This is a genomic window from Micromonospora halophytica (assembly GCF_900090245.1).
Taxonomy (GTDB): domain Bacteria; phylum Actinomycetota; class Actinomycetes; order Mycobacteriales; family Micromonosporaceae; genus Micromonospora; species Micromonospora halophytica.
This window is the reverse complement of the sequence record NZ_FMDN01000010.1, coordinates 168,460-190,160: the sequence shown is the minus strand read 5'-3', so window position 1 is coordinate 190,160 and position 21,701 is coordinate 168,460. Positions and strand designations below refer to the sequence as shown.

The following is a 21,701-nucleotide window of genomic DNA, read 5'->3' as shown; positions in this document are numbered from 1 at the left end:
AGCGTCGATCAGCGGCGGCCGACGGTCAGCACCGGCTTGGTGACCTCGGCGAAGAAGTCGTTGCCCTTGTCGTCGACCACGATGAAGGCCGGAAAGTCCTCCACCTCGATCTTCCAGACCGCCTCCATGCCCAGCTCGGGGTATTCGAGCACCTCGACGTGCTTGATGCAGTCCTGCGCGAGCCGGGCGGCGGGGCCGCCGATCGAGCCGAGGTAGAAGCCGCCGTGCTGCTGGCAGGACCGGGTGACCTGCGCCGACCGGTTGCCCTTGGCCAGCATGACCTGGGAGCCGCCGGCCGCCTGGAACTTCTCCACGTACGCGTCCATCCGCCCGGCGGTGGTCGGGCCGAACGAGCCGGAGGCGTAGCCCTCGGGGGTCTTGGCCGGGCCGGCGTAGTAGACGGCGTGGTCGCGCAGGTACTGCGGCATCGGCTCGCCGGCGTCCAGCCGCTCGGCGATCTTCGCGTGCGCGATGTCCCGGGCGACGACCAGCGGGCCGGTCAGCGACAGCCGGGTCTTCACCGGGTACTTCGACAGCTCGGCGCGGATCTCGTCCATCGGCCGGTTCAGGTCGACGCGGACGACCTCCTCGGTCTCCAGCGTCTCGTCGGTCACATCGGGCAGGAAGCGTGCCGGGTCGGTCTCCAGCCGCTCCAGCCAGACGCCCGACGGGGTGATCTTGGCGACCGCCTGCCGGTCGGCCGAGCAGGACACCGCGATCGCCACCGGGCAGGACGCGCCGTGCCGGGGCAGCCGGACCACCCGGACGTCGTGGCAGAAGTACCGGCCGCCGAACTGCGCCCCGATGCCGAAGTTGCGGGTCAGCTCCAGCACCTGCGCCTCCAGCTCCAGGTCACGGAAGCCGTGCGCAGTCATCGAGCCCTCGGTGGGCAGCGCGTCGAGGTACTTCGCGGAGGCGTACTTGGCGGTCTTCAGCGCGTACTCGGCGGAGGTGCCGCCGATGACGATGGCGAGGTGGTACGGCGGGCAGGCCGACGTGCCGATGAGCCGCAGCTTCTCCTCCAGGAACTGCATCATCCGCGTCGGGTTCAACAGCGCCTTGGTCTCCTGGTAGAGGTACGACTTGTTCGCCGAGCCGCCGCCCTTGGCCATGAAGAGGAACTTGTACGCGTCCGGGTGGCCGTCCGGGTCCTCGGCGTAGAGCTCCACCTGGGCCGGCAGGTTGCTGCCGGTGTTGCGCTCGTCCCACATGGTCAGCGGAGCGAGCTGCGAGTAGCGCAGGTTGAGCCGGGTGTACGCCTGGTAGACACCCCGGGAGATCGCCTCCGCGTCGGTGCCGTCGGTGAGCACGTGCCGGCCGCGCTTGCCCATCACGATCGCGGTGCCGGTGTCCTGGCACATCGGCAGCACGCCACCGGCGGCGATGTTGGCGTTGCGCAGCAGGTCCAGCGCGACGAACCGGTCGTTCGGCGAGGCGGCCGGGTCGTCGATGATCGACCGGAGCTGGGCCAGGTGCGCGGGGCGCAGGTAGTGGGCGATGTCGTGCATGGCCTCGGCGGTCAGCGCGGTCAGCGCGGTCGGCTCCACCGTCAGGAACCGGCGGCCCCCCGGGCCGTTGACGACATCGACGCCCTCGTCAGTGACCAGGCGGTACTCCGTGGTGTCCGGGCCGGTCGGCAGCAAGGGGGCGTACGAGAACGCGGCGGCACTGCTCATGACGGGAAAGCCTAGGGCAGACCGGTCGATCGGTGGCACCCGCCGGGTGTGGCGTGGGACGCCGCTCTCACCGATGCACGACGTGTCGCGCTCAGCCGTCCTTGTCGCGCGGGTCGGGGCAGAGCTCCCGCTTGGGTCCACAGCTGTCCTCGGCCCCCGGCGCGTCGTCGTCGCCACCCGGGCCGGAGACGCCCCCACCGTCACGCGGAGGCGCGGGCGGGACGGCCCTACCGGCACCGAAGCGGACGTACCCGATCTCCCGCCCCTCCCCGATGATCATCCCGTTCGCCCCGACCGCCAGCGCGTTCGCGCTGGTCCGCAGGACCACCAGTTCCCGGCCGGTACGCGGGTCGAGCGCGATCAGCCGGTTCGGCTTCTCCTCGCTGAACACCGCCGCGTACGGGGTGAGCGCCGCACCCACCTTGCCGGTCGAGGGACGGGTCCACCGCGGCCGGTCCACGCCGAACTGGCGGCCGACGACCGCCTTGCGGCCGGCGGTGCGGACCAGGGCGTACCGGTCGTCGACGGCGAGCAGCTTCTCCCCCTCGGCGTCGACCAGGAGCAGCCGGCCGTCGTACCCGTCGATGACCGCCTCCCGGCCGTCCGGGGCGACCCCGATCAGCACGTTCCGGGCGCCCTGCGGGTCCTCCCGCTGGACGCAGCCGGCGCTGTCGGCGGTACGCAGGTTCACCCCGGCCCGCCGCCACACCTCCTGCCCGGTGGCCGGTTCGCGGGCGGAGACGGCGTACTGGCAGGTGCCGTCGCGGGAGACGGCTCTGATCCGGAGCATCCGGCCGCCGATCACGGCCAGCCGCTCGTCCCGGCCGGGCTCGACGTTCTGCACCACCCGGCCGGTGGCGGTGTCCACCACATGCACCCGACCGTCGACCGGGAAGCCGAGCAGCGGCGGCGCGGCCTCCGGGCCGGCCGCCCCGGCGTCGATCCGGGGGGCGGTGAGCCGCCGGGTGCCGAGCAGGTCCGGGTTGTCGGCGAAGAGGCCGGTGCTCACGCCGGGGAGGAACGCCGTCCAGAGCGGAGCCGTGCCGCGCGGGTCCCACGCGGAGAGGGTGCAGTCGGTCGGCTCGATGCAGCGCGCGTCGAGCAGCATGTTCCGGTACGTCCACACGGCCACCGCGTCGTCGTCCCGACGGCGGACCACCCCGGTGGCGGGGTCGAGCAGTTCGTACCCCCTGACCAGGAGCTTGCCCACGGCCACGACCGGGTCCTTGTCGCCGCCGGCCACCGCCGCCCAGTCGGCCTTGCGTTCCCACAGCTGCGCCCCGGTGGCCAGGCTGCGGGCCTCCACCCGGGTCCGCTGCTCGACCACGACGGTGTCCCCGGCGATGGTGACGCTCTTCGGGGTGCCGCCGATGCGCTGCTGCCAGATGACGTCCGGCTCGGAGATGGGCTTCCGGCGGTCGACCCAGTCCCACATCGTCGGGAACGGGTTCCACACCCCGGTGGCGGCCAGCACGACCACGGTGACGAGCCCGAGCAGCAGCCACCCACGCACGCCGAGCTTCGACACACCCACACGCTAACGACCCCCACCCCACCCCGGCCCCCCTCTCCCCCCGTGTCGCCCACCTTTCTCCCCGCCGATCTTGCACTTGTGGTCGTCGATACGCCGGATCCGTCCACTTCTGCACCGGCCCGAACTGCAAGATCGACGCAAAAGGGGGGTGGGGGTGGGGTCAGTGGGTGGTGGAGTGGATGAGGGGGAGGGTGCGGTAGGGGATCTGTTCGGCCAGGGCGATGATCGTGGAGGCGCGGCGGATGCCGTCGTAACTGACGATCTGGTCGATCACGCGTTGCAGGTCGGCGTTGGAGCGGGCCACGATCCGGCAGAGCAGGTCGCTGGCGCCGGTGATGGTGTGCGCCTCCAGCACCTCCGGGATGGCGGCCAGGTGGGCGGTGACCGCGTCGTGCCCGTGCCGCTGACTGATCTCCAGGGTGACGAAGCTGGTCACCGCGAACCCGATCGCGGTCGGCGAGATCTCCGGCCCGAAGCCGCCGATCACCCCCCGTTCGACCAGCTTGTCCAGCCGGGCCTGGGCGGTGCCCCGGGCCACCCCGAGCCGGCGGGAGCACTCCAGCACCCCGATCCGCGGCTCGTCGGCGAGCAACTGGATCAACCGGGCGTCGAGCTCGTCGAGCTGTACATCCTGTCCAGCATTCATGTCCTGACACTCTACCGAATGTGCAAGCTGACCAGCGGAATCAACGACGGTTGCCCAGTGCGGCGGGTCACCGCGATCCTGCCCGGAAGAACAATCGGACCACCGCGACGGCCCACGAGGCCGGCCGGTACGCAAGGGAGGCCACCATGACCCAGGCGATCGACCGACCGACCGACGACGTCGACATCGACCGGCTCGTCGGCGCGGTCGACCACGACATCAGCCACGACCCGTTCCCGGTCAAGGGCCTGGACCACGTCCACTTCCTGGTCGGCAACGCCAAGCAGGCCGCGCACTACTACTCCACCGCCTTCGGCATGACCTGCGTGGCGTACCGGGGGCCGGAGCAGGGGCACCGGGACCACGCCCAGTACGTGCTGACCAGCGGCTCCGCCCGGTTCGTGCTGACCGGCACGGTCCGCCCGGACGCCGAGGGCGCCGAGCACGTCGCGAAGCACAGCGACGGCGTCTCCGACATCGCGCTGGAGGTGCCGGACGTCGACGCCGCGTACGCGCACGCCCTCGACCAGGGCGCGACCGGCCTGGTCGAGCCGCACGAGGTCAGCGACGAGCACGGCACCGTCCGGCTGGCCGCCATCGCCGCCTACGGCGACACCCGGCACACCCTGGTCGACCGCTCCCGCTACAGCGGCCCGTTCCTGCCCGGCTTCGTCGCCCGCGGCCCGATCGTGGACCGGCAGCCGATGATCGACGCCGGCCTCCAGCCGAAGCGCTTCTTCCAGGCCGTCGACCACGTGGTCGGCAACGTCGAGCTCGGCCGGATGGACGAGTGGGTGGAGTTCTACAAGCGGGTCATGGGCTTCTCGAACATGGCCGAGTTCATCGGCGACGACATCGCCACCGACTACTCGGCGCTGATGAGCAAGGTCGTCGCCAGCGGCACCCGCAAGGTGAAGTTCCCGCTCAACGAGCCGGCCGTCGCCCGCAAGAAGTCGCAGATCGACGAGTACCTCGAGTTCTACCAGGGCCCGGGTGCCCAGCACATCGCCGTGGCCACCAACGACATCCTGGCCAGCGTCGACGCGATGCGGGCGGCCGGCGTCGAGTTCCTGGACACCCCGGACTCGTACTACGACGACCCGGAGCTGCGCGCCCGGATCGGCAAGGTGCGGGTGCCGATCGAGGAGCTGAAGGCCCGCAAGATCCTGGTGGACCGGGACGAGGACGGCTACCTGCTCCAGATCTTCACCAAGCCGGTGCAGGACCGCCCGACCGTCTTCTTCGAGCTGATCGAGCGGCACGGCTCGCTCGGCTTCGGCAAGGGCAACTTCAAGGCCCTCTTCGAGGCGATCGAGCGGGAGCAGGAGAAGCGCGGCAACCTGTAACACTGTCGGCGTGACGCAGCCTCCGACGTACCCGACGCCGCCGGCCGGTGGGCAGCCGCCCGCCGCCGGCGGCTTCGCGCCGCCTTCCGGTCCCATTCGCCAGGAGTACCCGGTCCCCCCGCAGTACGCCCCGCCCGGGCGAACTCCACCGCCGGGGTACGTCGGGCCGCCCCGGCCGATGGTGGCGCCGCCGGCCCTCGCCCCGAACGGCCAGCCGCTCGCGAGTTTCGGCGACCGGCTGCTGGCCGTGCTCCTCGACGGGCTGGTCCTGATGGCGGTCATGATGGTGGTGATCCTGCCGGCGGTGATCCTCTTCGTCATCGCGGTGCTGCCGGGCCTGACCGAGACCACAGCCGACGGCAGCTACGTCGAGGTGGACCCGTTCGCCGACTTCCTGCTGCCCTTCCTGGCCCTGGAAGCCGGGATCTTCCTGTTCGCCATCGGCGTCACCTACGTCTTCCACGTGGAGATGATGTTCAAGACCGGCCAGACGCTGGGCAAGCGGGTGATGAAACTGCGCGTGGTTCCGGTCGACCCGGCCGGCACGTTGGACCGCCGGGCCGCCGCCAAGCGCTGGCTCGCCCACCAGGTCGGCGGATCGTTCATCCCCGGGTTCAACTACCTCGACGGGCTCTGGCAACTCTGGGACAAGCCCTGGCAGCAGTGCCTCCACGACAAGTTCGCCCGGACCGTCGTCGTTAAGGTTGCTCCGTGAGCGTGCAACCCGGCTGGTACGTCGACCCCGCCGACCCGGACACCCGACGGTGGTGGGACGGCGAGGGCTGGGTCGGCGCGCCGATCCCGGTGGACGTCACGCCCCCGGAGGGGCCGCCGCCGGCCGAACCCGCCGCGCCGGCCGAGCCGTCCGCCGACCAGCCGACCGCGCCTGCCCCCGGCCGGCCCGCCGGGGCAGCGCCACCCGCCCCGGGGCAACCGCCCGCCTGGCCCCAGGGCCCGGGGCAACCGCCCGCCGGCTGGCCGCCCGGCCAGGGGCAACCGCCCGGCTGGCCGCAGGGCCCCGGACAACCACCCGCCGGCTGGCCGCAGGGTCAGGGGCCGCCGCCCGGCTGGCCGGGCCGCCCGCCGCTGCCCCGCCCGCACGGGCTGCCGCTGGCCTCGTACGGAGCGAGGCTGGTCGCCCGCCTGATCGACATCGGCATCCTGGTCCTGCTCAACGTGCTGGTCAACGGCTGGTTCGCCTGGCGCTGGTGGCAGGAGGTCTCGCCCTACCTGAGCGAGACGTGGCGCCGGGTGCTGGCCAACGACACCTCCCGGGAAGGGTTGCCCACGGTCAGCGCGCAGGCCGAGGGGCTGGTGGTCGTCATGCTGCTGATCGCCACCGCGCTCTGGTTCGCGTACGAGGTGCCCTCGATGGCGTCGCACGGGCAGACCTTCGGCAAGCGGCTGACGGGCGTCCGGGCGGTGCCGGTCGAGGCCGACCAGCCGCTCGGCGTCGGCCGCGCCATGCGACGGTGGAGCACCCTGGGCCTGCCCACCCTGCTCTGGTACTGCCTCTGCTTCGGCCTGCTCCTCCAGTTCGTCGACGCGGTCTCCGCCCTCTTCGACCACCCGCTGCGCCAGGCGCTGCACGACAAGCGCGCCCAGACCGTGGTGGTGCAGCTGCCGCGATCCGGCGACGACGCCACCCGTACCGCCCCGCACGACCGTGCCGACTCCCCGGGAGACACCCCATGACCGACACCGGACGTCATCAGCCCGCCCTGCGGCTGACCCGCGCCGACCTCGACGCGCTGCCCAACTACGTGCCGGGCCGCAGCCCGGCCGACCTCGCCCGCGAGCTGGGCCTGGACGAGGCGATCAAGCTGGCCAGCAACGAGGTGCCGTACGGCCCGCTGCCCGGCGTCGTGGAGGCGGTCACCGAGGCGGTCGCCGGCTCGCACCGGTACCCGGACATGGGTGTGGTGGCGCTGCGCCGGGCGCTCGCCGAGCGGTACGGCGTGGACGCCGACCGGATCGCCACCGGCTGCGGGTCGGTCGCGCTGGCCGAGCACCTGGTCCGGGCCACCTGCCTGCCCGGCGACGAGCTGCTCTACTCGTGGCGGTCGTTCGAGGCGTACCCGATCATCGCGGCGACCAGCGGCGCGACCAGCGTGCGGGTGCCCAACGACGCCGGGCACGGGCACGACCTGGCGGCGATGGCCGCGGCGGTGACCGACCGGACCCGGATGGTGCTGGTCTGCAACCCGAACAACCCCACCGGAACGGCGGTACGCCGGGCCGAGCTGGACCGCTTCCTCGACGCCGTCGGCGAGGACGTGTTGGTCGTCATCGACGAGGCGTACCGCGAGTTCGTCACCGACCCGGAGGTGCCGGACGGCCTGACCTACCTGGACCGGCCCAACGTGGTGGTGCTGCGGACGCTGTCCAAGGCGTGGGGCCTGGCCGGCCTGCGGATCGGCTGGATGGCCGCGAGCCCGGAGGTCGCCGCCGCCGTCCGCAAGGTGGTCACCCCCTTCTCCACCAGCATGGCCGCCCAGGCGGGCGCGCTGGCCGCGCTGGCCCAGGCCGACGAGGTCCAGCGCCGTTGCGCGCTGGTCGTCACCGAACGGGACCGGGTCACCGAGGCGCTGCGCAAGCTGCTGCCGGACGTGCCGTCCAGCCAGGCCAACTTCGTCTGGCTGCCGCTGGGCGACCGGGCGGTGGAGTTCGGCAAGGCGTGCGAGGCACGCGGCGTGATCGTCCGGCCGTTCGCCGGCGACGGGGTCCGGGTCACCATCGGCACCCCCGCCGAGAACGACGCCTTCCTGGCCGTCGCCGAGGCGGCGCTGGCCTGACCGTGCGCCGACGGAGGCTCGTCGCGGCCGGGTCAGGTCGCGGCGAGCACCACCGGCTCGGCCATCAGGAAGTACGCCTGGTCGTCGTCGTCCGGGCCGGCCCGCTCACGCAGCCGCTCGACGGCCAGGTAGCCGTCGGCCGCGTACGCCAGCCCGGGCACCCAGCCGATCCCGTCCTGCCCCACGGTCAGCGGGAAACGGGACCGCTGCGCGCCCGTCGTCGGGTCCAGGGTGAGCAGGTCCCGCTGTTCGGTGAGCACATGCACCCGGCCGGGCTCGATCGCGAGCACCCGCACCGGGCCGAGGTCGCCGCGCCGCCACCGCTCCTTGCCGGTGCGGGCCGCCCACCCCTTCAGCACCCCACCGTCGTCGCCCACGGCGATCTCACCGACCAGGGTGCTGTCGGCGGCGTCCAGGGTGGGCGCCGGGACCGGCTCACCTGCGCCGACCAGCCAGCCCCGGCCGACCGCGTCTCCCGGGGCGGAGGTCCGCAGCCCTCGGCACTGCGAGCGGGGGGTCAGGCAGCCGAGCGGGGTGACGGTCGACTCCGCCCCGACGCCCGGCGGACGCCACCGGGTCAGCACCGTGCCGGTGGCCACGTCGCGGAACTCCACCGTGACCGGTGCCCCACAGGTGTCGAGGCTCGCCACCCGGCCGTCGGCCGTGGTGCCCAGGTCGGTACGGCAACGGGCGGCACCGTCGACCCGCCACAGCTCGCGCCCGTCGGCCAGCGCGTACCCGCGCAGCCGCCCCTCGCCCGAGACGACCAGCACCGTGCGGCCGTCCGCGCCGGACGCCACGAAGATCCCCTGCGGGGCCCACACCACGCCCGCCCCGGTGCGCCGGGCGGTGAACCCCACGCCGGGCGTCGGGCCGTCGACCCGCCAGGCCACCTTCCCGGTACGCCCGTCCAGGGCGACCAGCTTCCCGTCCGACCACCGGGTGAGCACCGTGGACCCGCTCGCCAACACCCCGTTGACCTGCGCCGGCCAGCGCCGGTACGACCAGTACGGGGTGACCCGGTGCCGGCTGTCGGCGGGCCGGTCGGCGTAGACCTGGCGCTGCGCCGCGTACACCCGGAGCCGGCCCTCGACGATCAGCGGCGCGACCGGCAGCCGGCCGACCACGCCGGTGGCCGGGGTGACCGGCGGCGGCAGCGTGCCCCGGGCCGGGGTGACCACCTCGGCGGGCGCGAGCACCCGGTGACCGATGGCGGCGACCGCCCCGAGGGCGAGCAGCGCCGCCACGGCGACCACGATCCGTCGTCGCCCCTTCGGGACACCCATGCGCACCTCCGCCCGGCACCCTACCCAGGCCGGCTCCCCGGGGCCCGGTCAGGTCGCGGCACGCCCCGCCGCGCCTCGGGGACCTGACCTGGCGACCTTCGACCCGGTCCGGCAGGCCGTCCCGGTGCTCACGGCCGGGCTCAGGCGGCCGCCGCACCGTCGGTGCGGGTGGCGGCGGTGGCGAGGTCGGCGAGGTCGCGCCGGATGGCGCCCTCGACCGCCCGGGCGGCCAGCCCGCCGAAGAGCAGCGCCAGCACCCGCCCGTACGGGGCGGTCGGCACCGCCTGGTGCTCGACGCTGACCGCGGTGCAGCCCCGGCCACGACGGCGCACCGTGCGCAGGGTCCAGGTGATCCGGTAGTCGACCCCGATGCCGGGCGAGCTGAGCAGCAGGCGGTGCGGCGGTTCCGCCTCCAGCACCACGAACTCCTCCGCCTGGTCGCCGCCGTCGGGGCGGGTGCGGATCTCCCGCCAGGCGGTGCCGGGGCCGAACCGCCCCGTGGTCAGCGTCTCGACCCCGCCGACCGTACCCAGCCAGCCCGCGCGGGCCGGCAGGTCGACCAGGAGCGTCCAGACGTCGTCGGCCGGTGCCTCGATGAACTCGGTGACCGTGACCGTCGACATGGCGACACCTCCCGTGCCGTCCACCGTACGGCGAGTGAGCGTCCCGCGGGGGTCCGGAGATGGAATTTCCGTCGCCGGTGCCCTGACCGGGCACCGGCGAGGACCTCCCCGGCCCCGGTCAGGGGTGGAACCGGCCGAGGCGGATCGCCTCGACGAATGCCGCCCAGCCCGGTGGGCCGACGACGAGCGCCGGCCCGTCCGGGTCCTTGGAGTCGCGTATCCCGACGATGCCGCGGCTGCGTACGAGGTTGTCCGCCACCTCCACGCAGAGCCCCTGGTCGTTGGAGCGGCTGCTGGTGCGCCAGACCGCGCCCACGAGATCCTTCATGCTCGTACCTCCTGTCTGCTGGGACGCGCCACGCCCCGGCGGCCCACCACCGGCGGGACGGCAGGCGGCGGGGGCAGGACGTGGCGACCGAATCCGGTCGATCAAACGCGGCAGGAGGGCCGGCCGGTCGCACAGCGGGTGCGACCGGCGCAGGAGGAACGGGTCAGCGGGCCGGCAGGATCCGCCCGGTCACCTCGCCCAGGGCGATCGTGGTGCCGTCGGGGCCGGGGGCGGTGGCCCGGATGGTGACGGTGTCGCCGTCCTCCAGGAAGGTGCGGGTCTCGCCGCCACCGACCTTGACCGGCTCGGTCCCGCCCCAGGTCAGCTCCAGGAACGAACCGACCTGGCCGCGTTCGGGACCGGAGACGGTGCCGGAGGCGTAGAGGTCCCCGGTACGCAGCGAGGCGCCGTTGACGGTGAGGTGGGCGAGTTGCTGGGCGGGCGTCCAGTACATGGTGGCGAAGGGCGGCTCGGCCACCCGCTCGCCGTTCCACTCCACCGCCATCCGCAGGTCGAGCCCCAGGTGCGGGGTGTCGCGCAGGTAGTCCTGGACCGGCGGGTCCTGCTCCGGGGCCGGCACGAACGCGTCGGTGAGCGCGTCGAGCGGGGTCACCCAGGCCGAGACCGAGGTGGCGAAGGACTTGCCGAGGAACGGCCCGAGAGGCTGGTACTCCCAGGCCTGGATGTCCCGGGCGGACCAGTCGTTGACCAGCACCACCCCGAAGACGTGGTCGGCGAAGTCGACGGCGGCGACCCGGTCGCCGAGCGGGCTCGGCACGCCGACCACGAAACCGACCTCCGCCTCGATGTCGAGGCGTACCGAGGGGCCGAAGATGGGGCCCTGCGGCGTGGCGCGCTGCCCGGTGGGGCGGACGATCGGAGCACCGGAGACGACCACGGTGCCGGCCCGGCCGTGGTAGCCGATCGGCAGGTGCTTCCAGTTCGGCAGCAGCGGCGGCTGGCCGGGGCGGAAGATCTGGCCCACGTTCGAGGCGTGGTGCTCGGAGGAGTAGAAGTCGACGTAGTCGGCGACGTCGAACGGGAGCAGCAGCTCCACCTCGCCGAGCGGCACCAGCAGGGGCTGCACCGCCGCCCGGTGCGCGGTGTCGGTGAGCAGTTCGACGATCCGCTGCCGTACCGACGTCCACTGCGGACGGCCCAGCGCCATGAAGTCGTTGAGGGTGGGGCGGCGCAGCGCGCCGGCCGCGAGGACCAGCCCCGCCTCCTCCGCCCCGGCCAGGTCGAGCACCTGGTCGGCGATGCGGACGCCGATCCGGGGCTCGCGCCCGTCGTGCCGGAACACCCCGTACGGCAGGTTGGTCACCCCGTACGGCGAACCGTCCGCGCCACTTACCCAGCTCCCGATGATTCGCTCGCTCATGCCTCGTACCCCCCGTTCACCAGCCCCAGCCGGATCAGATCGGTCAGTGGTTCCCGGACGCTGCACGAGCCGAAGCCGACCCAGAGCGGCCGCGGGTCGTCGCGCCGGGACCGGGCCTGCTCGACCAGCGGCAGCGGGTCGGTCGCGGCGAGCAGCGCGGCGACCGCGTCCACCTCGGCGCCCTCGGCGGCGGCCAGGGTGGCGGCGAGCACGTTACCGAAGCCGTGGTGGGTGAAGCCGGTCTCCGGGTCGAGGTGGCGCACCGCGTGGTGCAGCCCGGCGGTCAGCTTGAACGGCAGGTCCCGATCCCGGCAGGCGCAGATGACGGCGGCCAGCTCGACCGGGGTGGGGAACAGCTCGGCGGCCAGCCCGCCGGTGCGGAACTTGGCCGCGACCGGCAGCCCGGCGGCTCGCGCCTCGGCGACGGTGTCCAGCGCACCCAGCAGGCCGAAGGTCAGCGGGATCTCGGCGTACACGTCGAGGCCCCACGGCTCGGCGAGCTTCAGCAGCTCGGTCAGCCCGGGCTGCGGGTCCTCCCCGCGCCGGGCGACCGCCACCTCGACCTGCCGGGCGGTGATCCGGTTCTCGGCGAGCAGGGACAGCGCGGCGGGCAGCCCGTTGATGCCGGTGTCGCCGATCAGCCCGACGACTCCGCCGGCCATGCCGTCCAACGCGTCGTCGTCGACGGCGGAGGCGGGGACCAGGAGGGGGCCGACCAGGTCGGCGTACCAGGCGGCGCGGTGGCCACGGTGGGCGGCGACCGCGTCGGGCAGCGACGCGCTGCCGGGCGGGAAGACGGCGGCGTCGTCGACCAGACCGGCGAAGAGGCGGGGGACGTGCGTTGACACGAGACAAGAATCTACGGGACGCTACAAGGAACGGACAACAGCGTCCGATTATCGGACGCACTTGGCCGGTGAACGGGACATAACGGGAGGCGACATGCCCTACTACCGCAGCGTCGGCGAGGTGCCCCGCAAGCGGCACACCCAGTTCCGTCAGCCCGACGGCAGCCTCTACGCCGAGGAGCTGATGGGCCAGGAGGGGTTCTCCTCCGACTCGTCCCTGCTCTACCACCGGCACGCGCCCACCGCGATCGTCGCCGCCGAGGAGTTCACCCCGCCCGCGTACACCCGGGTCCCGAACCTCCCCCTCAAGCCGCGCCACCTGCGGACCCACAAGCTCGACGGCTCCGGCGCCGACCCGATCCTCGGCCGGCGGTACCTGCTCGCCAACGACGACGTCCGGATCGCGTACGTGCTGGCCGACCGGCCGTCCCCGCTGTACCGCAACGCCACCGGCGACGAGTGCCTCTACGTCGAGGCCGGCACCCTGCGGGTCGAGTCCACCTTCGGCGTGCTCGACGCCGTGGCCGGCGACTACGTGATCATCCCGACCTCGACCGTGCACCGGCTCGTCCCGACCGGCGACTCCCCCACCCGGCTGCTCGCCGTCGAGGCCAACGGGCACATCGGCCCGCCCAAGCGCTACCTCTCCGTACGCGGCCAGTTCCTGGAGCACGCGCCGTACTGCGAGCGGGACGTCCGAGGACCGGACGCGCCGCTGCTGGTCGACGACACCGACGTCGAGGTGCTGGTCCGCCACCGTCGCGGCTGGACGAAGCACGTCTACGCCCACCACCCGTTCGACGTCATCGGCTGGGACGGGCACATGTACCCGTGGGCGTTCTCCATCCACGACTTCGAGCCGATCACCGGCCGGATCCACCAGCCGCCGCCCGTGCACCAGACCTTCCAGGGCCCGAACTTCGTGATCTGCTCGTTCGTGCCGCGCAAGGTGGACTACCACCCGGACGCCATCCCGGTGCCGTACAACCACCACAACGTCGACTCCGACGAGATGCTCTTCTACACCGGCGGCAACTACGAGGCCCGGCGCGGCTCCGGCATCGAGCAGGGCTCCATCTCGCTGCACCCGTCCGGCTTCACCCACGGGCCGCAGCCGGGCGCGGCGGAACGGTCCATCGGCGTCGACTTCTTCGACGAACTGGCCGTCATGGTGGACACGTTCCGGCCGCTGGACCTCTGCGACGCGGCGACGGAGTGCGAGGACGACGGCTACGCCTGGACCTGGGCGCGACGTCCGTAGAGCGCCCGGCCCGGGCAGCGTCCCCAGGGCGCCCGGCCCGGGCAGCGGGCCGTCAGCGGAACATGCGGGTGAGCAGGGTCAGGCCGGCGGCGGTGACCACGGCGATCGCGGCGACCAGCGGCCAGGGCGTGCCGACCAGGGCATGCAGCAGGATCAGCAGCGGCCCCGCCAGCACCGCCTGGATCGCCAGCACCAACGGACGGTCGGTGCGCCGCAGCTCCGGCAGGACCTCCCGGCGCAGCCCGGGCACCCGCGCGGCGAGCCGCCACAGGGCGAGCCCGACCGCGCCGGCCACCAGCACCGCGACGACCCGGTAGAGCCCGCCGGCCAGGGCGACCAGGAGACTGCCCAGCACCGTCCAGGCGCCGCCGGCCAGCACCAGCCGCCGGACGCCCTCCTCCACCGGCAACGCCGCCGCCCGCGTCGGCTCCACCGTGGCCAGCTCGGAGACCCGTTCCAGCGCCTCGACCCAACGCCGCCGCTCCAACCGGATCACGCCCGGGTCGCGCCCGGCCTCGGCCAGCCCCGGGTCGAGCCGCAGCGCCTCCCGGTAGGCGCGCTCGGCGAGGTCGAACAGGTGCAGCCGGGCCGCGACCAGCGCCAGCACCAGATGCGCCTGCGGCTCGTCGAGCGCCAACTCCACCCCGCGCCACGCCGCGTGCAGCGCCGGCTGCCCGTTGCGCGCCTCGGCCAGGATCCCGGCGGCGGCCCGCTGGGCGTACGGGTCGGCCGGCGAGACGGCGAGGATCCGGTCGGCGGTGGCCGCCGCCTCGGCGTACCGTTCCAGGTCGGTGAGGGCGAAGGCGCGGGCCACCAGGGGGGCGACCGCGTCCGGGGCGGCGGCCGAGGCGGAGTCGGCGACGGCGAGCGCCTCGGCGGGACGCCCCGCCGCCAGGTGCACCCGGGCCAGCAGGGTCAGTACGGCCGCGTCACCCGGGGCGGCGGGGCCGGAGGTCAGCTCCTCGACGGCCTCGTCGTGCCGGCCCAGTTCGGCGAGGAGTTGTGCGCGGTGGAACGGCCCGTCCGCGTCGTCGTCACCGGTCACGGCAGCGCCCGGGTCGCCGGGGCGTCGTACACCAGGGCGACGGCGATACCGGCCAGCCCTTCGCCGCGCCCGGTGAAGCCCAGCCCGTCGGAGGTGGCGGCGGTGACGGTGACCGGCGCGCCGACCGCCTCGGAGAGCACCCGCTGCGCCTCCTCGCGGCGTGGCCCGATCTTCGGGCGGTTGCCGACCACCTGGACGGACACGTTGCCGATGGCGAAGCCGGCCGCCCGGACCCGACGGGCCGACTCGGTGAGCAACGCCACGCCGGAGGCGCCGGCCCACTCCGGCTGGTCGACCCCGAAGTTGGCGCCCAGGTCACCGAGTCCGGCGGCGGAGAGCAGCGCGTTGCAGGCCGCGTGGGCCACCACGTCGGCGTCGGAGTGGCCGGCCAGGCCGTCCTGGTCCGGCCAGTGCAGCCCGGCCAGCCAGCAGGGCCGGCCGGCCTCGAAGGCGTGGATGTCGGTGCCGACGGCGACCCGAGGAACGATCATGGCCCGAGGGTACGCGTCAGTGGCCGGTGGCCAGCAGGTGCTCGGCGAGCGCCAGGTCGAACGGGCGGGTGACCTTGAGCGCGTACTCCGAGCCGGGGACGCACCGGACCGGCACCCCCTGTTTCTCGACCAGACCGGCGTCGTCGGTGAGCGGATCACCGGTGGCGGCGTGCGCGGCGGTCAGCACCGCCCGGCGGAACCCCTGCGGAGTCTGCACCGCGCGCAGCACGGAGCGATCGACCGTGCCGAGGACGACCTCGTCGGCCCCGACCTCCTTGATCGTGTCGACCACGGGGAGCACCGGGATCACCGCGTCGTCGCCGGCCCGGACCGCCGCGGCCACCGACTCGACCAGCTCGGGCGGGGTCAGTGCCCGGGCCGCGTCGTGCACCAGCACGATCTGCGGCCCCGGCGGTACGACGGCCAGGGCGGCCGCCACGGACGCCTGCCGCTCCGCGCCGCCCGGCACCACGACGACCGGTGCCACCGGAGCCAGCAGCTCCCGCACGGCACCCACCTCGGCCACCGGGGCGGCCACCACGATGGTGTGCACCGACGGTGCCGCCGCGATCCGGCGTACGGCGTGCACCAGCAGCGGCTCGCCGCCGAGCAGACGGAGCGCCTTGGGCGCGCCCGGGCCGAGGCGTACCCCGGCACCGGCCGCAGGAACGAGGACCGCGACGTCACCGCGCGGATTGAGCTGCGCGGTCACGTCGCGGTCCTCGGATTTCTTCGCTGCGGGGTGGGTACGACGATGCCGTGGGAATCAGGCTTCGGTCAGCACCTTGTCGAGCAGCGTCTCCGCCTCGTCCTTGGTGCTCTTCTCGGCCAGCGCGACCTCGCCGACGAGAATGTCGCGGGCCTTGGCGAGCATGCGCTTCTCACCCGCGGACAGGCCCCGCTCCCGCTCCCGACGCCACAGGTCGCGGACGACCTCGGCGACCTTCAGCGGGTTGCCGGAGGCCAGCTTCTCCAGATTCGCCTTGTAACGCCGCGACCAGTTGGTCGGCTCCTCGGTGTGCGGTGCACGGAGCACGTCGAAGACCTTGCCGAGGCCCTCTTCGCCGACCACCTCGCGCACACCCACGATCTCGGCGTTCTCGGCGGGCACCCGGACCGTCAGGTCACCCTGCGCGACCCTCAGGACGAGGTACTGCTTAGGCTCGCCCTTGATGACCCGAGTCTCGATTGCCTCGATGAGTGCGGCCCCGTGGTGGGGGTAAACAACGGTCTCGCCGACACTGAAAACCATAGGTTCGAAACCCCTTTCGCTGTGTCTAGGGTAACACGCTCAGGCACCGATGTCCCACCGCTGTCCTGACCGTTGGCGCAGCTCAGGGGCCCTGTGAGAGGTATTTCTTCAGCTTGACAGGCGGTCAAACCGATGGTTTGAACACGCTCCGTGACTGACGGATGACAACCCGGTACGGGTGATCGGAGCGTGGATTTCTGAGGCCGTGCGCATCTCCCATGGTATCCCGGTCCCGGCCGGCGCGCCCAGGTCTGGCGGGAGGAGGGCCGGTGCGGGACGCTGGAGGCGTACCGCCGTCCGCTCGCGAGCCGCTTCCCTGGGGGTCCGATGGGCATGCCTGACGCAGAGGGCCACGGCCCACCCGAAGGACTGCCCGACCTGCCACCGGAGTGGGGTCGGGTGGTCGTGCCGGACGACGCCTCCGCACTCGCCGAGGAAGCCGCCCAACTCCGCCGCGAGCTGCGCCGACGGCCCACCGCCGCCCGCCGGGACCACCTGCTCCGGCGCTCCCCGCTCCACCTGCCTGCGGTGATCCTGCTGGTCGCGCTCCTCACCACCATCGCCGGCCTGGCGGCCGTGACCTGGCCCCGGTCGCCCCGCAGCCCCGACCGGCCCACCGTGCTGCCGTACCCGTCGTCGGCCGAGCCGCCCGTGCTGACCGGCCGGCCGCTGCCCGCGCTCGACCTCGTCGACGTCGAAGAATCGCCGGTGCCGCTGCGCGGGCTGCTGCCCGCGATGATCATCCTGGTGGACGCCTGCGTCTGCGCCGCGCAGGTCGCCGCAGCGGCCGACGCGGCGCCCGAGGGCGTCTCCGTCGTCACGGTGACCGGCAGCCGTACGGTCGCCCCCGCCCCGGCCACCGGCGGCCCGGTCACCGCCCTCGCCGATCCGGCCGGCGGCCTGCGCACCGCGCTACGCCTCCCGCCACGCCCCGACACGGCCCCCGCGCTGCTGGTCGACCGGACCGGCACGGTGGTCCGCGTACTGCCCGCCCTCGATGCTGCCGGTGACTACCGCACCGACCTGACCCGCCTCGCCGCCTGACACACCCCCGCACCCCGCACCCCGCACCCCGCACCAAGATCCAGTAGCAGTTTCCGACACGACACGCCGAGCGGATTGTCAGAATCTGCATCCCGATCATGAGTTCGGCCCGGCCCGGCCCGGCCTGGGCCGGCCCAGGCTGGCACGGACCGGCCGCACAGCCGGACGCACGGGCGGGTGGGTCAGGCGCGTTCGAGCAGGGCGGCGTAGAGGGTGAGGCCCGGGCCGAAGGCGAGCATCACCACCCGTCGCGGCGGCGCCTCGCCGCGCAGCAGCCGGTCCAGGATCAGCAGCACCGTCGGGGACGAGCAGTTGCCGTGCTCGTCCAGGACGGCCCGCGAGGCGGCCAGCCCCTCCGGCGGCAGGGCCAGCTCGCGCTCCACCACGTTGAGGATGCGCGGCCCGCCCGGGTGGACCGCCCAGCCGTCGACCTCGGTGACGCTCGTGCCGTGCCGGGCCAGCAGGTCGTCGACCAGGCCCCGGACGTGGGTGGAGAGCACCTGCGGCACCTTCGGTGACAGGCCCATCCGGAAGCCGGTGTCGGTGACGTCCCAGGTCATGTGGTCGGCCGTGGAGGTGTCGGTGACCGAGGTGACCTCCCGCACCCGGTAACCGCCCGCCGCCCCCGGCACGATCACGGCGGCGACCGCGGCGTCGGAGAAGAGCGCGTGCGAGACGATCTGCTGGGTGTCCAGCCTGGCCGTGGCCGGCTGGATGTGCAGGCTGGTCAGCTCGGCGCAGAGCAGCAGCGCCGGCCGCCCCCGCGCGGTGACGAAGTCACTCGCCGCGCCCAGCCCCGGCAGGGCCGCGTAACAGCCCATGTGGCCGACGAACATCCGCTGCGTGTCCGGGGCCATGCCGAGGTCCCGGGCGAGCAGGATGTCCAGCCCAGGAGTGGCGTACCCGGTGCAGGAGCAGACGACGAAGAGGCCGACGTCCCCGGCGTCCAGGCCGGCGGCGGTCAACGCCCGGCCCACCGCCTCCTTGCCCAGCGGCAGCGCCTCGACCTGATAGCGCCGCATCCGGCGCTCGGTCGACCAGTCCGAGACGTCCTCCAGCAGCGGGTTGACCGCCGCCTGTCGACGGGACACCCCCGAGTTGGCGAAGATCCGCTCGGCCAGCGCGCGGGTGGTGCCCGAGAAGTGCCGGGAGAAGAAGCCCTCCCAGAGTTCGTCCTGCGCGGCGGCCGGCGGTTGCGCCGTACCGAGACCCGCGATCACTGGCACGGCCATGTCCCCCACCTCTCGTCCGGTCCTGCCTGCCCGCCCTACCAACGAGGAGCCGATCCGTCCCGGTCCGGGTCGCCGCCCAACGCCGCCACGCCCAGCCAGTCGGCGCAGACGTCCGAGGTGGCCGGGTGCAGCGAGCCGCACCGGGCGTCCCGGTACAGCCGCTCCAGCGGATGGCCCCGCCGAGTCGCCGAGGTGCCGGCCGCCTCCAGCACCGAGGCCGCCACGTCGGCCGCGGTCGTACCGGCGAGCAGCTTGGCCCGCCACACCCAGCGGTTGGTCTCGGCGTCCCCGGGGGCGTCGTCGACCCGGCGGGCCGCCTCGGCCACCACCAGGTCGGCCGCCGCCACGGCGGCGTCGGCCCGGCCCAGCCGCGCCCGGACCGCCGGCAGGCCGGCCAGGTTGCGGGCGTTCAGGTGCTCGACGGCGGCGTCGACCGCCGCCCGGGCCACCCCGACGTAGACGGCGGCGTAGCTCGCCACCAGCCAGTGCGGCATCAACTGGGCGACCACCAGGGCCAGCCCCTCCACGCCGCCGAGCAACCGGTCCGCCGGGACGGTGACGTCCAGGTGCAGGTCGTGCGAGGAGGTGGCGCGCATGCCGAGCGAGTCCCAGGTCGCCTCTACGGTCAGCCCCTCGCCGGCCGGGACCAGGAACTGGGAGACCGTCGACTGGTCGGCGGCGCTGCGGGCGGCCACCAGGTACCCGTCGGCGTGCCCGGCGCCGGAGCAGAACGTCTTCGCGCCCCTGAGGTGCCACCCGCCGTCGACCGGCTCGTAGACGGTGCTGAGCTGGGAGAGCCGGGCGCCCGCGCCACGTTCGCTCATCGCCACCGCATACCAGGAGCCCTCGGTGGCCGCACGGAGCAGACGGTCCCGGGCGGCCAGCGCCTCCTCCGGTACGCCCAGCGCCTCGGCCAGTTCCTCGGTGACCGCGCCCAGCGCGCCGGTGACCGAGGCGTGCATGTTGAACACCAGCGCCGTCGCGCCGTTGCCCCGGGCCAGTTCGGTCGCGACCGCCACGTACTCGGCGAAGGTCGCGCCCAGGCCACCCAGCTCACGGGGGACCATCAACCCGAACAGCCCGGCCTCGCGCAGGTCGGCGAAGTCGTCGACCGGGAACGAGCCGTCCCGGTCGTGCTGCGCCGCCCGCGCGGCGAACCGCGGCGCCAACCGGCGGGCAGCCTCCAGCGCGTGCACCGTCATGTCGCTCCCTTCTCGGCGTCCCCACTACCCTCACCCGGGCCCTTCATCCGTGCCGGACGCCACGCCCCTGGTACAGCACCGCCGTGGACCGGGTCGGCTTCATCCGGGGCTCCCGGCCGGCCGTCCGGACCGGACCGCCGCGCAGCCGCCGGAACAGCCACGCCGCCGTGCCGCGCAGCCCCGGACGGATTCCCCGCACCCGCAGGTGGACGCCATTCCGGGCGGCCTCGGCGATCAGTTCGCGAGCGTCCACGAACAACCGTGGATCATGGATTCCCCGGGGCACCGTCGGCAGCCGCTCCCCGATCCGCACCGCCACCAGACGGGCCAGCGCGGTGTCGTTGAGGGTGTCCAGCACCAGCAGTCCGCCCGGGCGGAGCAGCCGGCACGCCTCGGCGACCGCGCGCCGCCAGTCCGGCACGTGCTCCAACACCTCACCGGCAGCCACCACGTCGGCGCAGCCGTCGGCCAGCGGCACGGCGGTGGCGTCGCCGACGAGCACGGTCACCCCGTGGTCGGCGGCCTGGTCCAGGGCGGACCGGGTGAGGTCGACCCCTACGTGCCGGTAACCCTTGCCGGCCAGGTGCGGGGCCATCAGCCCGGCGCCGCAGCCGAGGTCGACCAGGAGCGCGCCGGGACGCCCCGCCGGCGGCACCAGGGCCGCCCGCGCCCGGGCGAGCCAGTGCAGCATGGCGAACGCGCCGTCCGGCCGCCACCACTCACCGGCCAGGTCGTCGTACTGGCGCGGGTCGTTGCGGGGGAGGACGCGGGGCGGAGGTGGAACCGGACCGTTCCGCATGGACCGAGCGTGGCACGACTCCCCGGTAACGACCAGACTTCCCTTATGTCGTCGACGGTGTTAGGGCTGGTCAGAGCGAGCCACCCGGAGCCGACGATCGCGGTCACCGCGGTCGCCGGGCTGCTCGCACAGGGGGTGGGCCACTCCTGGCCGGGCGTCTCCGCCGTCGTCGGCACCGTGCTGGCCAGCCAGCTCGCCACCGGCTGGGCCAACGACGCGCTGGACGCCGGACGGGACACCGCGGTGGGGCGTACCGACAAACCGGTGGCCGCCGGGACGGTGCGCCGCCGGACGGTGGCCGTGGCCGCCGCGGTGGCCGCGACCGCCACCCCGCTGCTGGCGCTGACCACCAACCCGGCGGCGGCGCTCTGGGCCACCGTCGGCCTGCTCTCGGCGCTGCTCTACGACTGGCCGCTGAAGTCCAGCCCGGTCTCGGTGCTGCCCTACGCGGTCTCCTTCGGGGCGCTGCCCGCCTTCGTGGTGCTGGCGCTGCCCGGGGCCCCGGACCCACCGGCCTGGCTGGTCGTCGCCGCCGCCCTGCTCGGCGCCGGGGCGCACTTCGCCAACGTGCTGCCCGACCTCGTCGACGACGCCCGCACCGGGGTGCGCGGCCTGCCACACCGGCTCGGCCCGGCCGGCAGCCGGGTCGCCGCCGCCGGGCTGCTGCTCGCCGCCACCGTCGCCCTGGTCGCCGGCCCGCCCGGGCCGCCGTCCTGGCTGGGGTGGTCGGCGGTCGCGGCCGCCGTCGTGGTGCCACCCCTCGGCTGGTACGGCGGACGCGCCGGCACCCGGGTCGGTGGCCGTCCGGTGGCCGCCTTCCGGGCGGTGATGGTGGTCGCCCTGATCGACGTGGTGCTGCTGGTGGCGAGCGGCCGGGTGGTGTGACCGGCACCCCACCAGGTGGCAATACCG

General features: G+C 74.0%; 22 protein-coding genes. 7 read left to right on the top strand and 15 right to left on the bottom strand.

Going from position 1 to position 21,701, the window contains the following annotated elements; genetic code table 11:
• Window positions 1–8: 8 nt before the first annotated feature.
• The 3 genes from GA0070560_RS16135 to GA0070560_RS16125 form a co-directional block, all read right to left on the bottom strand.
• Entirely contained in the window at window positions 9–1,676 is a 1,668-nt protein-coding gene (locus tag GA0070560_RS16135; RefSeq protein ID WP_091297656.1) for a fumarate hydratase, read from the bottom strand.
• 91 nt (window positions 1,677–1,767) lie between these two features.
• The gene (locus GA0070560_RS16130) at window positions 1,768–3,177 is read right to left on the bottom strand and encodes a PQQ-binding-like beta-propeller repeat protein (protein WP_091297720.1); all 1,410 of its coding nucleotides are present in this window, start codon (window positions 3,175–3,177) and stop codon (window positions 1,768–1,770) included.
• 193 nt (window positions 3,178–3,370) lie between these two features.
• Entirely contained in the window at window positions 3,371–3,856 is a 486-nt protein-coding gene (locus tag GA0070560_RS16125) for an Lrp/AsnC family transcriptional regulator (RefSeq protein WP_091297653.1), read from the bottom strand.
• Between the two features lie 146 nt (window positions 3,857–4,002).
• Between GA0070560_RS16125 and hppD the strand changes: the two genes are divergently transcribed.
• Genes hppD through hisC form a run of 4 tightly spaced genes read left to right on the top strand, consistent with a single transcriptional unit; the run spans window position 4,003 to window position 7,997 of the window.
• Window positions 4,003–5,202: a 4-hydroxyphenylpyruvate dioxygenase gene (gene hppD / locus GA0070560_RS16120; RefSeq protein ID WP_091297649.1), complete on the top strand. Its 1,200-nt coding sequence runs from the start codon at window positions 4,003–4,005 to the stop codon at window positions 5,200–5,202.
• Window positions 5,203–5,212: 10 nt separating this feature from the next.
• A complete protein-coding gene (locus tag GA0070560_RS16115) occupies window positions 5,213–5,917 on the top strand; it encodes an RDD family protein (RefSeq protein WP_091297646.1) in 705 nt (234 codons plus the stop codon).
• Window positions 5,914–6,897 (top strand): RDD family protein, encoded by a 984-nt coding sequence (locus GA0070560_RS16110; protein ID WP_091297643.1) that lies wholly within the window; start codon window positions 5,914–5,916, stop codon window positions 6,895–6,897. Before GA0070560_RS16115 ends, GA0070560_RS16110 begins: the two co-directional genes overlap by 4 nt.
• On the top strand, window positions 6,894–7,997 hold the full coding sequence (gene hisC, locus GA0070560_RS16105; protein ID WP_091297639.1) for a histidinol-phosphate transaminase: 1,104 nt from the start codon (window positions 6,894–6,896) through the stop codon (window positions 7,995–7,997). The genes GA0070560_RS16110 and hisC overlap by 4 nt, the downstream gene beginning before the upstream one ends.
• 32 nt (window positions 7,998–8,029) lie before the next feature.
• Here the strand turns inward: hisC and GA0070560_RS16100 are convergent, their stop codons facing one another.
• The 5 genes from GA0070560_RS16100 to GA0070560_RS16080 form a co-directional block, all read right to left on the bottom strand.
• Window positions 8,030–9,283 (bottom strand): outer membrane protein assembly factor BamB family protein, encoded by a 1,254-nt coding sequence (locus GA0070560_RS16100; RefSeq protein ID WP_091297636.1) that lies wholly within the window; start codon window positions 9,281–9,283, stop codon window positions 8,030–8,032.
• A 140-nt stretch (window positions 9,284–9,423) separates the two neighbouring features.
• Entirely contained in the window at window positions 9,424–9,906 is a 483-nt protein-coding gene (locus GA0070560_RS16095) for an SRPBCC family protein (RefSeq protein WP_091297633.1), read from the bottom strand.
• Between the two features lie 118 nt (window positions 9,907–10,024).
• Window positions 10,025–10,234, bottom strand: a complete 210-nt coding sequence (locus tag GA0070560_RS16090) for a DUF397 domain-containing protein (RefSeq protein WP_091297630.1) — start codon at window positions 10,232–10,234, stop codon at window positions 10,025–10,027.
• Between the two features lie 163 nt (window positions 10,235–10,397).
• The gene (gene fahA / locus GA0070560_RS16085; protein WP_091297627.1) at window positions 10,398–11,615 is read right to left on the bottom strand and encodes a fumarylacetoacetase; all 1,218 of its coding nucleotides are present in this window, start codon (window positions 11,613–11,615) and stop codon (window positions 10,398–10,400) included.
• Complete coding sequence (locus tag GA0070560_RS16080; RefSeq protein ID WP_091297623.1) at window positions 11,612–12,463, bottom strand: hypothetical protein; 852 nt, start codon at window positions 12,461–12,463, stop codon at window positions 11,612–11,614. Before GA0070560_RS16080 ends, fahA begins: the two co-directional genes overlap by 4 nt.
• 94 nt (window positions 12,464–12,557) lie before the next feature.
• Here GA0070560_RS16080 and GA0070560_RS16075 point away from each other — a divergent pair, with 94 nt between their 5' ends.
• The gene (locus GA0070560_RS16075) at window positions 12,558–13,724 is read left to right on the top strand and encodes a homogentisate 1,2-dioxygenase (protein WP_091297619.1); all 1,167 of its coding nucleotides are present in this window, start codon (window positions 12,558–12,560) and stop codon (window positions 13,722–13,724) included.
• Window positions 13,725–13,776: 52 nt separating this feature from the next.
• Here GA0070560_RS16075 and GA0070560_RS16070 read toward each other — a convergent pair whose 3' ends face one another.
• The 4 genes from GA0070560_RS16070 to GA0070560_RS16055 are packed head-to-tail and all read right to left on the bottom strand — an operon-like array spanning window position 13,777 to window position 16,512.
• Window positions 13,777–14,769: a tetratricopeptide repeat protein gene (locus GA0070560_RS16070; RefSeq protein WP_091297614.1), complete on the bottom strand. Its 993-nt coding sequence runs from the start codon at window positions 14,767–14,769 to the stop codon at window positions 13,777–13,779.
• On the bottom strand, window positions 14,766–15,260 hold the full coding sequence (ispF, locus tag GA0070560_RS16065) for a 2-C-methyl-D-erythritol 2,4-cyclodiphosphate synthase (RefSeq protein WP_091297611.1): 495 nt from the start codon (window positions 15,258–15,260) through the stop codon (window positions 14,766–14,768). Before ispF ends, GA0070560_RS16070 begins: the two co-directional genes overlap by 4 nt.
• Window positions 15,261–15,276: 16 nt before the next feature.
• A complete protein-coding gene (ispD, locus tag GA0070560_RS16060; protein ID WP_091297607.1) occupies window positions 15,277–15,972 on the bottom strand; it encodes a 2-C-methyl-D-erythritol 4-phosphate cytidylyltransferase in 696 nt (231 codons plus the stop codon).
• A gap of 54 nt (window positions 15,973–16,026) precedes the next feature.
• Window positions 16,027–16,512: a CarD family transcriptional regulator gene (locus GA0070560_RS16055; RefSeq protein WP_007073334.1), complete on the bottom strand. Its 486-nt coding sequence runs from the start codon at window positions 16,510–16,512 to the stop codon at window positions 16,027–16,029.
• A gap of 327 nt (window positions 16,513–16,839) precedes the next feature.
• Here GA0070560_RS16055 and GA0070560_RS16050 point away from each other — a divergent pair, with 327 nt between their 5' ends.
• A complete protein-coding gene (locus GA0070560_RS16050) occupies window positions 16,840–17,556 on the top strand; it encodes a hypothetical protein (RefSeq protein ID WP_091297603.1) in 717 nt (238 codons plus the stop codon).
• 182 nt (window positions 17,557–17,738) lie between these two features.
• Here GA0070560_RS16050 and GA0070560_RS16045 read toward each other — a convergent pair whose 3' ends face one another.
• From GA0070560_RS16045 to GA0070560_RS16035, 3 genes are read right to left on the bottom strand one after another with little or no spacing between them, the layout of a single operon-like run.
• Window positions 17,739–18,788, bottom strand: a complete 1,050-nt coding sequence (locus GA0070560_RS16045; RefSeq protein WP_091297599.1) for a type III polyketide synthase — start codon at window positions 18,786–18,788, stop codon at window positions 17,739–17,741.
• A gap of 35 nt (window positions 18,789–18,823) precedes the next feature.
• The gene (locus GA0070560_RS16040) at window positions 18,824–19,990 is read right to left on the bottom strand and encodes an acyl-CoA dehydrogenase family protein (protein WP_091297596.1); all 1,167 of its coding nucleotides are present in this window, start codon (window positions 19,988–19,990) and stop codon (window positions 18,824–18,826) included.
• 43 nt (window positions 19,991–20,033) lie between these two features.
• Window positions 20,034–20,789, bottom strand: a complete 756-nt coding sequence (locus GA0070560_RS16035; RefSeq protein ID WP_091297592.1) for a methyltransferase domain-containing protein — start codon at window positions 20,787–20,789, stop codon at window positions 20,034–20,036.
• 45 nt (window positions 20,790–20,834) lie between these two features.
• On the opposite strand from GA0070560_RS16035, the gene GA0070560_RS16030 reads away from it, so the two are divergent.
• Entirely contained in the window at window positions 20,835–21,674 is an 840-nt protein-coding gene (locus GA0070560_RS16030) for a UbiA family prenyltransferase (protein ID WP_091297587.1), read from the top strand.
• The last annotated feature ends 27 nt before the right edge of the window (window positions 21,675–21,701 follow it).

Coding starts and splice junctions, on each gene's coding strand:
- GA0070560_RS16135 (WP_091297656.1), bottom strand. CDS start 1,676: ATGAGCAGTGCCGCCGCGTTCTCGTACGCCCCCTTGCTGCCGACCGGC.
- GA0070560_RS16125 (WP_091297653.1), bottom strand. CDS start 3,856: ATGAATGCTGGACAGGATGTACAGCTCGACGAGCTCGACGCCCGGTTG.
- hppD (WP_091297649.1), top strand. CDS start 4,003: ATGACCCAGGCGATCGACCGACCGACCGACGACGTCGACATCGACCGG.
- hisC (WP_091297639.1), top strand. CDS start 6,894: ATGACCGACACCGGACGTCATCAGCCCGCCCTGCGGCTGACCCGCGCC.
- GA0070560_RS16100 (WP_091297636.1), bottom strand. CDS start 9,283: ATGGGTGTCCCGAAGGGGCGACGACGGATCGTGGTCGCCGTGGCGGCG.
- GA0070560_RS16095 (WP_091297633.1), bottom strand. CDS start 9,906: ATGTCGACGGTCACGGTCACCGAGTTCATCGAGGCACCGGCCGACGAC.
- GA0070560_RS16090 (WP_091297630.1), bottom strand. CDS start 10,234: ATGAAGGATCTCGTGGGCGCGGTCTGGCGCACCAGCAGCCGCTCCAAC.
- fahA (WP_091297627.1), bottom strand. CDS start 11,615: ATGAGCGAGCGAATCATCGGGAGCTGGGTAAGTGGCGCGGACGGTTCG.
- GA0070560_RS16075 (WP_091297619.1), top strand. CDS start 12,558: ATGCCCTACTACCGCAGCGTCGGCGAGGTGCCCCGCAAGCGGCACACC.
- ispF (WP_091297611.1), bottom strand. CDS start 15,260: ATGATCGTTCCTCGGGTCGCCGTCGGCACCGACATCCACGCCTTCGAG.
- GA0070560_RS16055 (WP_007073334.1), bottom strand. CDS start 16,512: ATGGTTTTCAGTGTCGGCGAGACCGTTGTTTACCCCCACCACGGGGCC.
- GA0070560_RS16050 (WP_091297603.1), top strand. CDS start 16,840: ATGGGCATGCCTGACGCAGAGGGCCACGGCCCACCCGAAGGACTGCCC.
- GA0070560_RS16045 (WP_091297599.1), bottom strand. CDS start 18,788: ATGGCCGTGCCAGTGATCGCGGGTCTCGGTACGGCGCAACCGCCGGCC.
- GA0070560_RS16040 (WP_091297596.1), bottom strand. CDS start 19,990: ATGACGGTGCACGCGCTGGAGGCTGCCCGCCGGTTGGCGCCGCGGTTC.
- GA0070560_RS16035 (WP_091297592.1), bottom strand. CDS start 20,789: ATGCGGAACGGTCCGGTTCCACCTCCGCCCCGCGTCCTCCCCCGCAAC.
- GA0070560_RS16030 (WP_091297587.1), top strand. CDS start 20,835: ATGTCGTCGACGGTGTTAGGGCTGGTCAGAGCGAGCCACCCGGAGCCG.